Below are 13,229 nucleotides of genomic sequence, written 5' to 3' on the forward strand. Positions count from 1 at the left end.
CGCTTGCTGCGTAAGCAGAAGGTCTGCAAGGACGCTGGAACGTTGTTGAGATGGACGGCTGGTATTGAGGAGTAAGCCCCATGTAGACAATTCAATCGTTGGCGTCCTGGTATCCCTGTGAGGGGAATATGATTGAAGACCCATATATTCTGTTTACCCGCATTCCTGTTGTAGTAAATGAGCAAGGTGTTTTATTTACGGACCCGTTGTGGGTCAAAGATATAGAACTTCATTTGGGCTACATAGAGAATTTCGGAATGTGCTGCCCTGTTGAGAGAGGCCGTGATGTTGACGGGCTGCAGAGCATCGCTCATCTGGATATAAAATGGCTTTATGAGTTGCGCAAGGATCAGGGGTTCAGGTCGGTATTAAAGAACTTTATTCCGAACTTCCTAACTGTCATCAACGCCTGCAAGAAGGCCCAAATTGTTCATTCTGACGGGGCGGGCTGGGCGTTCCCTTTATCTTTCTACGTGTTGCCGCTCAAGCCGTTCTTCCGCTTTCAGTGGGTGGTTGTCATAGAATCTTCTTTCTGGATGCTGGCCCAAGGACAGCCGCGAACCCTCAGAGCAATCATCGAACACCATGTGCACACCCTTTTGCTGAAGCGCTGCGTAAAGCTGGCAAATGCCAGAATATTTACCCAGTCTTTTTACAAGGAATATTTCCTTGGGCGTGATAACAGCCGCACGTTGATCAACCCTGCCAGCTGGCTCGACAAAAAATTCATGGCAAGCCCCGAGGCAGTCAGAAAACGGTTCGAAGGCAGGCGCAACCGTACACTCAACGTGCTTTACCCCTCACGGCTTGTTCTTGATAAAGGTGTTCTGGTAGTCCTTGAAGCCATTAAGCAACTGCAAGTCGAGCACGTTGATCTCACCGTCACCATCATGGGTGAGGGTGATTTGAAAGCGCACTGTTTACGCGTTGCAGCTGAAAACCGTGGCAGCGTCGAGGTGCGGTTCCAGAGCGCCGTTGATTATGGCCGAGACTTTTTCAGCATCATTGCCCAGCATGACTGGCTTTTGGTGCCGACCTTGAAGCAGGAACAGCCCCGCATCATTTTTGACGCGTTCAGCCAAGGCGTTCCCGTCATCGGTTCTGACACAGCCGGGGTACTGGACATCACGAGCAAGCAAAACGCGCTGACGTTTGAAACCGGGAACCCGTCCAGCCTCGCAGCCTGTATTCGTCATGCTGCCCGGCATCCCGAACTGGCGTTGGAAATGGGGCTTGCGGGGCTGGAGTATGCGACCGGGAAAACACACTTGCAGATGCACCAGGTGCGCGAGGCATTCCTGAAGAGCAGTTTGACGCCCTCTGCAAGGCCGCGCGCCTGACATGGCCAATGATGGGCTATTCGTTCGGGCATTAAAAAGCCGGCTTGTGGCCGGCTTCTCGGGGACGCTTCCGACTAATTTATGGTAAGCCGCAATCGCCTTAACTGTGTGGCCATCAAGGGCCTGAAAGAGATGGCAGATGCCCGTGTGGGATATCGCCGAGCCCTCTGGACCGCGGCTTGCGCCGGTCGGGGCTTAATGTGCGGCGTAGCATACAAGGGCACGCGCAAGATGCCCAGCAAAAAATGGCACAGGTTGTTTCAGCCAGGCCGCTGCTGGCGGAAATGCGACCAGTGGAATACCCACCCGATAATCTCCAGGCCCTGCGCCTGGCGCTGGGCAGGGGTGTAGCGTTCGACGGCGTAATTGCGCCGGTCATGGCTGCGCAGGTACAGGGTGCCCTGTGGGCTGAGGCTGAGGTTGTTTACCCTCAGCGCGCCGTTATGCAGCAGCGCGTAGGTTTCGCCCTCAATGACCCGCGTCATGCCCAGGTCGACTGCCAAAGTGGCCCCCAGCGGCACCTGCGGAACCATGTTGTTTGCCGTCATGGCCAGGCAGATGGCGTTATCGGCGTGCACTCCCAATCTTTTCAGCGCTTTTGCGGGCAGGCGCAGGTGTTTGCTGGGCACCGGCGAAAGCAGGCCATTTTGCAGTTCGAAAAAGGGCACTTTTACCTGCCGGGCACGGTGTGCCGACAGTGGGCTGGGCGGGTTGGCCGGCGCCTGGCGTGGCGGGCAGTTGCGCTGGACCGGGTTTGGGTGTTTTGGCCCTTCGCCCGTGCGCAGCCAACGCCGATGCACACAGAACAGATCGGCCAGTTCGTCCAGGCGGGCCAGGGGCACGCCGCGTTTGAACCAGTTGTTGACGTGCTGCGGTGTGACGCTGCGCTGGGCGGCGAAAGCGGAAGCGGACAGGCCACATTCGTGGAGAAGGGCTTTAAGGCGGTCGCCGGAAGTGTTCATGGGGCGAGTGTAATGACGGGGCCCCCGCAAGGAAATGAACCAGTTGTTGACGAGGCTTGTAAGAAAAGTGCCTCGTTGTAGGGCGTTGGTGTAGGACTGCGTAGGACATTTTACCGATGAAGGCTTGTCGCCGATTCAGGCATAAAAAAACCCGCCGAAGCGGGTTTTTTTACAATCGGTATCAGCCCTTGTAGGCAGCAACCGATTTGGTAATCGCGGCACGGGCGGCGTCAGCGCCATCCCAGCCTTCGATCTTGACCCACTTGCCCTTCTCGAGATCTTTGTAGTTGGCAAAGAAGTGCTCGATCTGCTGAATCAGCAGGGCTGGCAGGTCAGTGTATTCCTTCACGTCGACGTACAGCTGCGACAGCTTGTCGTGAGGCACAGCGATGACCTTGGCGTCACCGCCGCCGTCGTCGGTCATGTTCAGCACGCCAACCGGACGAGCGCGGATAACCGAGCCTGGCGCTACCGGGTAAGGGGTAACCACCAGCACGTCCAGCGGGTCACCGTCGTCAGCCAGGGTGTTCGGGATGAAACCGTAGTTGGCTGGGTAGAACATCGGGGTGGCCATGAAACGGTCGACGAACAGGGTGTCGCTGTCCTTGTCGATCTCGTATTTGATCGGCGCGTGGTTGGCCGGGATTTCGATGGCGACGTAGATGTCGTTCGGCAGGTCTTTGCCCGCCGGAATCTTGCTGTAGCTCATTGGGCAGTGCCCCCGTGTTTGACCAAAAAAGTGGCGGCGATTATAGGCACATTCTGCCGGGGCATGCCACGCCTGGCCTGATGTGCGGCCCCGTCAGGCGTGGCTTTCGCCGTATGCGGGGTGTTCGGCCTGCAGCCGGTGCAGCCGCGCCAGCGGGTCTTGCCGGTAGAACTGCGACAACTGGCGGTAGACCAGTGGATAAGCCTGATGCAGCAGGTCGGGGGCACTAAAGAAGTATTCGCTGGTGACGGCAAAGAATTCCGCCGGGTTTTCCGCGGCATACGGGTCGATGGCGGTTTCGGCGTCGGGGTTGTTGTCCAGCTGGCGGTTGAGGTCGTCGTAGGCCTGCTGCATGGCCGTTGCCCATTCATCCACCGGCATGCCGCTGTGTAGCGGGGGCAGGCCGTTGGCATCGCCATTGAGCATGTCGAGCTTGTGCGCCAGCTCATGGATGACCAGGTTGTAGGCCTCCCAGCCACCACTGGCCAGCACGCCGTTCCAGGCCAGAATGATCGGCCCCTGTTGCCAGGCTTCGCCGCTGTGCTCGCCGTCCCACACATGCTCCACGCCACTGGCATCGCGGTGGCGCTGGGGGCTCTTGAAATCGTCGGGGTACAGGATGATTTCGTGGAAGCCCTGGTACCAGTTCAGCTCACCCAGGTGCAGCAGCGGCAACTGTGCCTGGGCGGCCAGCAACAGGCGCTGCTCGTCGTCGGGTTCGACACCTGGCAAGCAGGTGAGGTGCTTGTCGAGCAGGAACAGGATGCAGGCTTCACGCAGCCAGTGGTCTTCCTCGTCGCTGATGCCGTCCAGTATGGGCAGGCGCTCGCGCACGGCCTGCCACTGTTCGGGCTCGATGGGGTAGCGCGCCAGCGCGCGCTTGCGCCGCCAGGCGCTGAACGACCACATGCCTGCTGTTCTCTAAAAGGTCAGTGAGCCTTGGCCGCCCGGCCCAGGCGGCTGCGCAACAGGCCGAGGAGCATCGGCACCAGCGACAGGATGATGATGCCCACCACCATCAGCGACAGGTGCTGCTTGATGAATGGCACGTTGCCGAAGAAGTAGCCCAGGGTGACCAGGCCGCCGACCCACAGCAGCGACCCGGCAACGCTGAAGCCAAGGAAACGCGGGTAATGCATGTGGGCGATGCCGGCGACGAACGGTGCGAAGGTACGCAGGATAGGCAGGAAACGCGCCAGGGTCACAGTCTTGCCGCCATGGCGTTCATAGAACTCGTGGGTGCGCTGCAGGTAGTCGCGGCGGAAGATTTTCGAGTTGGGGTTGTTGAACAACCGCTCCCCGGCTGTTCGGCCGATGACGTAGTTGGTGCTGTCGCCCAGGATTGCGGCAGCCATCAACAGGCCAGCCAGCAGCACAGGGTCCATGCCACCACCTGCCGCTACGGCGCCGGCGATGAACAGCAGCGAGTCGCCCGGCAGGAATGGCATGACCACCAGCCCGGTTTCGCAGAAGATCACGGTGAATAGAATGGCGTAGATCCAGGGACCGTAATTGGTGACCAGCAGATCGAGGTAAGCATCGAGATGCAGGATAAGGTCCAACGGGTTGAAATCCATGTACAGCACCTGTGTTCTTGGGTGTAGGCAGGGTTACCTGAGGATGGGTAAATTTTCACACATGACAGGAGGGGCATTATACGGCGAAGTGAGGGGCATGCCCGGAGAGATTGTAGCGGGGGGTTACGGTGCAAGGCCTGGACAGTTGTATCGACTGTACCGGCCTCATCGCCGGCAAGCCAGTCCCCACAGGTCAACGACTGCCCTGAGGTAGTGGCCAACCTGTGGGCGCTGGCTTGCCGGCGATGAGGCCGGTACCGGCATGCGGGTCAATCCTGGCTGATTGGCAGGATGTAGCTTTTGAACTCGGTATCTTCACGAAACCCGATGGATTCGTAGGTCTTGTGCGCTACCTCATTGTCCGCACTGGTCGACACCCGCATGCGCACGGCGTTGGTTTCCTTGGCCATTTTCTTCGCTTCACGCATCAGGTGGTCGGCCACCAGCATGCGCCGCGAGTCTTCGGCCACGTAGATGTCGTTCAGAATCCATACCCGTTTCAACGACAGCGACGAGTAGCTGGGGTAGAGCTGGCAAAAACCCATCAGCTTGCTGTCGTCATCATCGGGAAGTGCCAGGTAGATCACCGATTCATCCCGCTTCAGGCGCTTTTCCAAAAAGCTGCGCGAGCTGTCGGGGTAGGGCAACTGCCCATAGAACTCCCGGTATTTGACGAACAATGGGGTGAGCAGGTCGAGGTGTTCCAGGGTTGCCTTGATGATGCGCATGTGCGGCCCTCAGAGTCCATTTGGGGAAACAGCGGAATGCCAGCAGCTTTCAAGGGCATCCTGCCCAATGCATGTCACAAGTGCAATCCGCCTTTCGTGACAGGTCTTTTACCCTTTACCCAGCAGGAAGTTGCCTTTCTGGCTGGCGCTGCCTTCATTCTCCAGGCTATGGACCTCGGCTTCGTCCTTCAGATTCACTCCTGAAAGCTGCCGCCGGCAGGCTTCACGCATCAAGTACAGCAGGCGGTGCGCCGCCATGCCATAGCTCAACCCCTCCAGGCGGATGTTGGAAATGCAGTTGCGGTAGGCATCGGTTAGGCCCACCTTCGGCGCGTAGGTGAAATACAGGCCAAGGCTGTCGGGTGAGCTCAGCCCCGGGCGCTCGCCGATCAGCATCACCGTCATCCGTGCGCCCAGCAGTTCACCGACCTCGTCGGCCACTGCCACGCGCCCCTGCTGGACCAGCACAACCGGGGCGCAGGTCCAGCCGTCGGCGGCGGCCTGTTCCTCGAAACGGTTCAGAAACGGCAGGGTGTGACGGTGCACGGCCAGCGCTGACAGGCCATCGGCGACCACAATGGCCAGATCGACGCCGCCGGGGTTGGCCTGGGTGTGCTGGCGCAGGGTGGCAATCGACGCATCGTTCAGTCGCCGGCCCAGGTCCGGGCGTTGCAGGTACTGATGGCGGTCACTGGCGGCGCTGTGCAGCACCAGGCTTTCGCGTCCGCGCTCACTCAGCTGGGTAGCCAGGCCGGCATGATCGAACGCCAGGTGCACGGCATCGCGGGCTTGGGCATGGGCGAACTGGAAGTCCAGCTGCGCCCCGGTCGGCAGGCTGGTGCCGGCGCGGCCCAGGGCGATGCGCGCCGGGGTCAGGTTGCGCAGGGCCAGCCAAGGGTTGTCGGGGGTAGGCGTGCGATGGTCCATGGTCATCCCTATGCAAGCTGTGCCAAGGCCTGGCGGAAAGCCAGGGGCAGGTTGTCACCGAAACGCACCCGGCCATCGGCCTGGGTGAAGATGCCGGTGCGGGCCAGCCATGCCTCGAACTCCGGCCCGGGCTTCAGGCCCAAGGTCTGGCGTGCGTACAGCGCGTCGTGGAACGAGGTGGTCTGGTAGTTGAGCATGATGTCGTCGGAGCCAGGGATGCCCATGATGAAGTTGATCCCGGCCACCCCCAGCAGGGTCAGCAGGGTGTCCATGTCGTCCTGGTCGGCTTCGGCGTGGTTGGTGTAGCAGATGTCGCAGCCCATCGGCACACCCAGCAGCTTGCCGCAGAAGTGGTCTTCAAGGCCGGCGCGGATGATCTGCTTGCCGTTGTACAGGTACTCCGGGCCGATGAAACCGACCACGGTGTTGACCAGAAACGGCTTGAAGTGGCGGGCCACGGCATAGGCACGGGTCTCGCAGGTTTGCTGGTCGACGCCATGGTGGGCGTTGGCCGACAGTGCGCTGCCCTGGCCAGTTTCGAAATACATCAGGTTTTGCCCAAGGGTGCCGCGTTTCAGCGACAGGCCCGCTTCGTACCCCTCCTGCAACACGTTCAGGTTGATGCCAAACCCGGCGTTGGCCGCCTCGGTGCCGGCAATGGACTGGAACACCAGGTCCAGCGGCACGCCGCGGTTGATCGCCTCGATCGAGGTGGTGACATGGGTGAGCACGCAGGCCTGGGTGGGGATGTCGTAGCGCTGGATGATGGCGTCGAGCATTTCCAGCAGGGCACAGATCGAGGCAATGCTGTCGGTGGCCGGGTTGATGCCGATCATCGCGTCGCCGTTACCGTACAGCAGCCCGTCGAGAATGCTGGCGGCGATACCGGCCGGCTCGTCGGTCGGGTGGTTGGGCTGCAGCCGGGTAGACAAGCGCCCGCGCAAGCCCATGGTGCCGCGGAACCGGGTGACTACGCGGATCTTCTGCGCCACCAGCACCAAGTCCTGCACGCGCATGATCTTCGACACCGCCGCCGCCATTTCCGGCGTCAGCCCTGGCGCCAGTGCGCGCAGGCTGTCTTCATCGGCCTCTTCGCTCAGCAGCCAGTCGCGCAGGCCGCCCACGGTCAGGTGGCTGACCGGGGCAAAGGCCTGGGCATCGTGGGTGTCGATGATCAGGCGGGTGACTTCATCCGCTTCGTAAGGAATCAGGGCTTCATTGAGAAAGTGGGTCAGCGGGATATTGGCCAGCGCCATCTGCGCAGCAACACGCTCGCCGTCGTTGCTGGCCGCCACGCCTGCCAGGTAGTCCCCCGAGCGTGCCGGGCTGGCCTTGGCCATCACGTCCTTGAGGCTGTCGAAGCGGTAGACCAGGTGGCCTGCCGTGTGTACGAAACTTGCCATACAAATCTCCAGAGCCGCGGGCTGCCCCGCGGCGGGTGGCGGCAATCAGTGCAAGCCCTCTTCGGCCTGCTGGATGGCGGCGAATTCCTCTTCCGGCGTGCCAGCGACCAGATGGTGGCGGCTGTAGAAAGCAAAGTAGGCAATCAATACCGCATAGATCACTGCGGCGCCAATCACCACACGCGGGTCAACCAGGAAACCGGCAACCACGGCGATGCAGGCCAGCACCAGTGCCACGCCTGACGTGAAGATGCCACCTGGGGTGCGGTACGGGCGCTCCATCTTCGGCCGGCGGATGCGCAGGGTGATGTGCGCGGCCATCATCAGCACATAGGACAGCGTAGCGCCGAATACCGCCACCAGGATCAGCAAGTCGCCCTGGCCGGTCAGCGACAGGGCAAAGCCGATGATGCCGGGGATGATCAGGGCCAGTACCGGGGCCTTGCTTTTGTTGGTTTCCGACAGTTTGCGCGGCAGGTAGCCTGCGCGGGACAGGGCAAAGATCTGCCGGGAATAGGCGTAGATGATCGAGAAGAAGCTGGCGATCAGCCCGGCCAGGCCCACCAGGTTGACGAAGCCACCCATCCAGGTGCTGCCGCCGTAAGCCTTGGACAGCGCTTCGACCAGCGGGTTGCCCGATGCTTTCAGCGCTTCGGAGCCTGCACCGCCAGGGCCGACCACCAGGATCAGCAGGGCGAAGGCCAGCAGTACCAGCATGGCGCCGATCAGGCCGCGCGGCAGGTCACGCTTGGGGTTCTTGGTTTCTTCGGCGGCCAGCGGCACGCCTTCGACGGCAAGGAAGAACCAGATGGCGTAAGGGATGGCCGCCCACACGCCGACATAGCCGAACGGCAGGAAGCTGCTGGCGCCTACTGCGTCCGTTTTGGCGATGTCGAACAGGTTGGCTGCATCAAAATGGGGCACCATGCTCACCAGGAACACCGCCAGGGCGATGGCGGCGATGGCGGTGATGATGAACATCAGCTTCAACGCCTCACCCACACCAAAGATGTGGATGCCGATGAACACGATGTAGAACGCCAGGTAGATCATCCACCCGCCGATGCCGAACAGTGACTGGCAATAGGCGCCGATGAACACGGCGATGGCTGCGGGCGCAATGGCGTATTCGATGAGGATTGCCGTGCCGGTCAGGAAGCCGCCCCACGGGCCGAAGGCGCTGCGGGCAAAGCCGTAGCCGCCGCCTGCGGTGGGGATCATCGACGACAGTTCGGCCAGCGAAAAGCACATGCACAGGTACATGGTGGCCATCAGCAAGGTGGCGAGGAACATGCCGCCCCAGCCACCCTGGGCCAGGCCGAAGTTCCAGCCGGCATAGTCGCCGGAGATGACATAGGCCACGCCCAGGCCCACCAGCAGTACCCAGCCGGCGGCGCCTTTTTTCAGTTCACGTTGCTGGAAATAGTCCGACCCAACTTTTTCGAAATCGACGGAAGAGCCTGCCGGCGAGCCGGCGGAATGATCGCTTGGCATAGATTCACCTGTTCTTTTTCTTGGTGGCCGGAAGGGTTCGGGCCGATGGTGATGTGTACTGCAGGAAGCGAGCCAGAGCGGTTGGTGCACGGTTGCCGCTCTGGGTTTTGTGTAGATCAGGTCCGGCCTCTTCGCGGGCTTGCCCGCTCCCACAGGTATTGCATCGGTTCTGGAAGCAACGGTGAACCTGTGGGAGCGGGCGAGCCTGCGAAGGCCGCGACGCGGTTTAGAAGAAGCCCAGCGGGTTGATGTCGTAGCTCACCAGCAGGTTCTTGGTCTGCTGATAGTGGTCGAGCATCATCTTGTGGGTCTCACGGCCAACGCCGGACTTCTTGTACCCGCCAAACGCCGCATGCGCCGGGTACAGGTGGTAGCAGTTGGTCCACACGCGGCCGGCCTTGATTCCGCGGCCCATGCGGTAGGCACGGTTGATGTCGCGGGTCCACACGCCGGCACCCAGGCCGAACTCCGTGTCGTTGGCAATCGCCAGTGCTTCGGCTTCGTCCTTGAAGGTGGTGACGCTGACCACCGGTCCGAAGATTTCTTCCTGGAACACGCGCATCTTGTTGTTGCCCTTGAGCAGGGTCGGCTGGATGTAATAACCGGTGGCCAGCGAGCCTTCCAGCTTCTCGACCTTGCCACCGGTCAGCAGCTCGGCGCCTTCGTCCTGGGCGATCTGCAGATACGAAAGAATCTTCTCGAACTGCTGCTGCGAGGCCTGGGCGCCGACCATGGTATCGGTGTCCAGCGGGTCGCCGCGCTTGATCTGCAGCACCTTTTTCATCACCACTTCCATGAACTGCGGGTAGATCGATTCTTGCACCAGGGCACGCGACGGGCAGGTGCAGACCTCGCCCTGGTTGAAGAATGCCAGCACCATGCCTTCGGCAGCCTTTTCGATGAAGCTCGGCTCCGCCTGCATGATGTCTTCGAAGTACACGTTCGGCGACTTGCCGCCCAGCTCGACGGTGGACGGAATGATGTTTTCGGCCGCGCATTTCATGATGTGCGAGCCAACCGGGGTAGAACCGGTGAAGGCGATCTTGGCGATGCGCTTGCTGGTCGCCAGCGCTTCACCCGCTTCGCGGCCATAGCCTTGCACCACGTTGAGCACGCCAGGTGGCAACAGGTCGCCGATCACTTCCAGCAGCACGGTGATGCCCAGTGGGGTCTGCTCGGCAGGCTTGAGCACCACGCAGTTACCGGCGGCCAGCGCAGGCGCCAGCTTCCAGGCCGCCATCAGGATCGGGAAGTTCCACGGAATGATCTGCCCGACGACGCCCAGCGGCTCGTGGATGTGATAGGCCACGGTGCCTTCGTTGATCTCGGCGGCGCCGCCTTCCTGGGCGCGGATGCAGCCTGCGAAGTAGCGGAAGTGGTCGACGGCCAGCGGAATGTCGGCGTTGAGGGTTTCGCGGATGGGCTTGCCGTTGTCCCAGGTTTCGGTAATGGCCAGCAGCTCAAGGTTCTGCTCGATGCGGTCGGCAATCTTCAGCAGCACGTTGGAACGGTCCTGCACCGACGTGCGACCCCAGGCATCGGCAGCGGCGTGGGCGGCGTCGAGCGCCTTGTCGATGTCTTCGGCAGTGGAGCGGGGGAATTCGGCGATCAGTTTGCCATTCACCGGGGACGTGTTCTCGAAATACTGTCCCTTGACCGGAGCTACGAACTCGCCACCGATGTAGTTGCCGTAGCGGCTCTTGAAGGAAACCTTCGCGCCGTCGGTACCGGGATGTGCGTAACGCATGGTGTGTCTCCTGGCTGTTATGTTTGTTGGGGAGTTGAGAAGCGTAGAGCAAAGGTTGGGCCAGCGTTTGGCACGCCAGGCAAATCAATGACTTGGGTCAGTTGCCTGGGCCAGGTTGACGGGCGCTGTACCAGCGCCGGTACGCAGTGGGGTGACACTTTGTGCCATTTGCGACACGTTGCCGCAGGGTGCATTGCAAAGCCATCCCGGGTGGAGGATGCTGATCAGACTCTCTATCTGCGGAGAACTACAACAATGCAGAGCAATCCTTTCAGTCGCCATGCCCAGCAAGTCCATACCGTTGCCCACGGTGGGGCCGGGGAGGGGGGCAGTGACCCGTCCATCGCCCGCTCATGGCTGCGCTGCCTCGAGGACTACCACCTTGACCCTGCTGTGATCGAGGCCCCGCTGGTGCTTGAGCACGGGCGCCTGCTGGAAAGCCGCGAGCGCCTGCACCAGGTGCTGCAAATTGCCGACCATGAGATGAACAGCCTTCACCAGCAGCTTTCCGGGGCTGGCCACGCGGTATTGCTGACCGACGCCCGCGGGGTAATCCTCAATTGCGTCAGCGCGCCCGCCGAGCGGCGCAGCTTCGAGCGTGCCGGGCTGTGGCTGGGCGCCGACTGGAGCGAAGCGCGCGAGGGCACCAACGGCATCGGCACCTGCCTGGTCGAGCGCCAGGCCCTGACCATCCACCAGAATGAGCACTTTCGGGGCCGCCATACCGGGCTGACCTGCTCGGCCAGCCCGGTGTTCGACCCCCATGGCGAACTGCTGGCGGTGCTTGATGTGTCGTCGGCCCGGCCTGATGTTTCCCGCCAGAGTCAGTTTCACACCATGGCATTGGTCAACCTCTCGGCGAAGATGATAGAAAGCTGCTATTTCGTGCGCCATTTCGAGCAGCAGTGGTTGCTGCGTTTCCACCTGCAGGCCGAATCGGTTGGCCTGTTCAGCGAAGGTTTGCTGGCGTTCGACGGTGACGGGCGCATCTGTGCGGCCAACCAGAGTGCGCTGAACCTGTTGGGGACCGTGCGCGGTGGCGTGCTGGGCAAACCCATGCAGCGCTTCTTTGCCTGCAGCCACGACGAGTTGTTCAACCGCGCCATGCCCGCTGGCAGTACGGTATGGCCGCTACACACCCGGGACGGCCGCCAGGTGTTCGCCAGCCTGCGCGGCCAGGCACGTACGCCGGTATGGTCAGTGCCCACCGCTTATCGCCAGCCCGTGCGCGAAGTGGAGCCGGCCATCTGCCTGCTCGACCCGGCATTACAAAACGACTTTCGCCGCTGCGTACGGGTGTTTGAGCGTGATGTGCCGTTGTTGCTGCGTGGCGAGACCGGTTGTGGCAAGGAGGCGTTTGCCCAGGCCGTGCACCAGGCCAGTGAGCGGCGCGGCAAGCCGTTTGTCGCCATCAACTGCGCATCGATCCCGGAGAGCCTGATCGAGAGCGAGCTGTTTGGGTACCGAGGTGGCAGCTTTACCGGCGCACGCAAAGAAGGCATGCGCGGCAAGCTGCTGCAGGCTGACGGCGGGACCTTGCTGCTGGACGAGATCGGCGACATGCCGCTGGCCCTGCAAACCCGCCTGCTGCGGGTGCTGGAGGAGCGCCAGGTGGTGCCGATCGGGGGTGAACCGCAGGCGGTTGATGTGCGCATTGTCAGCGCTACCCACCGCGACCTGCTGGAGCGGGTGGCACAGGGCAGTTTCCGCGAGGACCTGTATTACCGCCTGAATGGCCTGGAGGTGGCGTTGCCGGCGGTGCGCGATCGCAGTGACAAGGCGCAGTTGCTGGACTTCCTGCTGCGTCAGGAGGCGCAGGGGCATCGGGTCGAGCTGGAGCCCAGTGCGCGCCAGGCGCTGCTGGACTTCACCTGGCCGGGGAACGTGCGGCAGATGCGCAATGTACTGCGTACATTGGTAGCGCTTTGCGATAGCACCTTCATTGAGCTCTGCGACCTGCCCGCGACCTTCCGCAGTAATGCGGCCTCTGTGGGAGCGGGCTTGCCCCGCGAAGCAGGCAACGCGGTGGATGGCACCGGCCTTGCCGGTGTTCGCGGGGCAAGCCCGCTCCCACACGGGTTCAGCAATAGCCTTGGAGATCATGAGCAAAACAGTCTCTCCCACAAGAGCGCGCCAATGCGCCTTGAGACCGCTGAGTGCGAAGCTCTCCTGTCAGTACTAGAGGCAAAACACTGGCACCTGACCCGCGTCGCCGAGCACCTGGGCATCAGCCGCAATACCTTGTATCGAAAACTGCGCAAACACGGCATCACCCGGGTTGACTAAGCGAAACAGCGAGTGCGAATTGTCGCGCCCTGGGCTACCCTGCCTCGATGTTTTGC

At 61.7% G+C, this 13,229-nt stretch carries 11 protein-coding genes; 2 read left to right on the forward strand and 9 right to left on the reverse strand.

The genetic code is table 11. From position 1 onward, the window contains the following. Positions 1-128 precede the first annotated feature (128 nt). Positions 129-1,340, forward strand: coding sequence for a glycosyltransferase family 4 protein (locus LU684_RS18940; RefSeq protein WP_232894907.1), 1,212 nt, complete (start codon positions 129-131; stop codon positions 1,338-1,340). Between the two features lie 260 nt (positions 1,341-1,600). Here the strand turns inward: LU684_RS18940 and LU684_RS18945 are convergent, their stop codons facing one another. From LU684_RS18945 to exaC, 9 genes are all read right to left on the reverse strand, one after another. Then, positions 1,601-2,302, reverse strand: a complete 702-nt coding sequence (locus LU684_RS18945) for a LexA family transcriptional regulator (protein WP_016484714.1) — start codon at positions 2,300-2,302, stop codon at positions 1,601-1,603. A gap of 181 nt (positions 2,303-2,483) precedes the next feature. Then, positions 2,484-3,011, reverse strand: a complete 528-nt coding sequence (gene ppa, locus LU684_RS18950) for an inorganic diphosphatase (protein WP_016484715.1) — start codon at positions 3,009-3,011, stop codon at positions 2,484-2,486. Positions 3,012-3,104: 93 nt separating this feature from the next. Continuing rightward, positions 3,105-3,920 carry a zinc-dependent peptidase gene (locus LU684_RS18955; protein ID WP_016484716.1) on the reverse strand — a complete coding sequence of 272 codons (816 nt, stop codon included), beginning with the start codon at positions 3,918-3,920 and terminating at the stop codon, positions 3,105-3,107. 20 nt (positions 3,921-3,940) lie between these two features. Next, positions 3,941-4,588, reverse strand: a complete 648-nt coding sequence (locus tag LU684_RS18960) for a DedA family protein (protein ID WP_016484717.1) — start codon at positions 4,586-4,588, stop codon at positions 3,941-3,943. Positions 4,589-4,857: 269 nt separating this feature from the next. After that, a complete protein-coding gene (locus LU684_RS18965) occupies positions 4,858-5,316 on the reverse strand; it encodes a GNAT family N-acetyltransferase (RefSeq protein WP_016484718.1) in 459 nt (152 codons plus the stop codon). Between the two features lie 108 nt (positions 5,317-5,424). Next, positions 5,425-6,243, reverse strand: coding sequence for an ethanolamine ammonia-lyase subunit EutC (eutC, locus tag LU684_RS18970; RefSeq protein ID WP_024717604.1), 819 nt, complete (start codon positions 6,241-6,243; stop codon positions 5,425-5,427). Positions 6,244-6,251: 8 nt separating this feature from the next. Continuing rightward, complete coding sequence (locus LU684_RS18975; RefSeq protein ID WP_102667952.1) at positions 6,252-7,646, reverse strand: ethanolamine ammonia-lyase subunit EutB; 1,395 nt, start codon at positions 7,644-7,646, stop codon at positions 6,252-6,254. Positions 7,647-7,691: 45 nt separating this feature from the next. Continuing rightward, entirely contained in the window at positions 7,692-9,140 is a 1,449-nt protein-coding gene (gene eat / locus LU684_RS18980; RefSeq protein ID WP_102667951.1) for an ethanolamine permease, read from the reverse strand. 226 nt (positions 9,141-9,366) lie between these two features. Beyond that, positions 9,367-10,887 carry an acetaldehyde dehydrogenase ExaC gene (gene exaC, locus LU684_RS18985; protein WP_016484722.1) on the reverse strand — a complete coding sequence of 507 codons (1,521 nt, stop codon included), beginning with the start codon at positions 10,885-10,887 and terminating at the stop codon, positions 9,367-9,369. A 255-nt stretch (positions 10,888-11,142) separates the two neighbouring features. Here exaC and LU684_RS18990 point away from each other — a divergent pair, with 255 nt between their 5' ends. Then, a complete protein-coding gene (locus LU684_RS18990) occupies positions 11,143-13,173 on the forward strand; it encodes a sigma-54-dependent Fis family transcriptional regulator (protein WP_232894908.1) in 2,031 nt (676 codons plus the stop codon). The last annotated feature ends 56 nt before the right edge of the window (positions 13,174-13,229 follow it).

The sequence above is a fragment of the Pseudomonas sp. NMI542_15 genome (genome assembly GCF_021283425.1).
Taxonomy (GTDB): Bacteria; Pseudomonadota; Gammaproteobacteria; order Pseudomonadales; family Pseudomonadaceae; genus Aquipseudomonas; species Aquipseudomonas fortuita.

What these genes read in the sequence shown, in the direction of transcription:
- ppa (WP_016484715.1), bottom strand. Translation starts at nt 3,011, where the DNA reads ATGAGCTACAGCAAGATTCCGGCGGGCAAAGACCTGCCGAACGACATC.
- eutC (WP_024717604.1), bottom strand. Translation starts at nt 6,243, where the DNA reads ATGGACCATCGCACGCCTACCCCCGACAACCCTTGGCTGGCCCTGCGC.
- LU684_RS18965 (WP_016484718.1), bottom strand. Translation starts at nt 5,316, where the DNA reads ATGCGCATCATCAAGGCAACCCTGGAACACCTCGACCTGCTCACCCCA.
- LU684_RS18990 (WP_232894908.1), top strand. Translation starts at nt 11,143, where the DNA reads ATGCAGAGCAATCCTTTCAGTCGCCATGCCCAGCAAGTCCATACCGTT.
- LU684_RS18940 (WP_232894907.1), top strand. Translation starts at nt 129, where the DNA reads ATGATTGAAGACCCATATATTCTGTTTACCCGCATTCCTGTTGTAGTA.
- LU684_RS18960 (WP_016484717.1), bottom strand. Translation starts at nt 4,588, where the DNA reads ATGGATTTCAACCCGTTGGACCTTATCCTGCATCTCGATGCTTACCTC.
- LU684_RS18945 (WP_016484714.1), bottom strand. Translation starts at nt 2,302, where the DNA reads ATGAACACTTCCGGCGACCGCCTTAAAGCCCTTCTCCACGAATGTGGC.
- LU684_RS18975 (WP_102667952.1), bottom strand. Translation starts at nt 7,646, where the DNA reads ATGGCAAGTTTCGTACACACGGCAGGCCACCTGGTCTACCGCTTCGAC.
- eat (WP_102667951.1), bottom strand. Translation starts at nt 9,140, where the DNA reads ATGCCAAGCGATCATTCCGCCGGCTCGCCGGCAGGCTCTTCCGTCGAT.
- exaC (WP_016484722.1), bottom strand. Translation starts at nt 10,887, where the DNA reads ATGCGTTACGCACATCCCGGTACCGACGGCGCGAAGGTTTCCTTCAAG.
- LU684_RS18955 (WP_016484716.1), bottom strand. Translation starts at nt 3,920, where the DNA reads ATGTGGTCGTTCAGCGCCTGGCGGCGCAAGCGCGCGCTGGCGCGCTAC.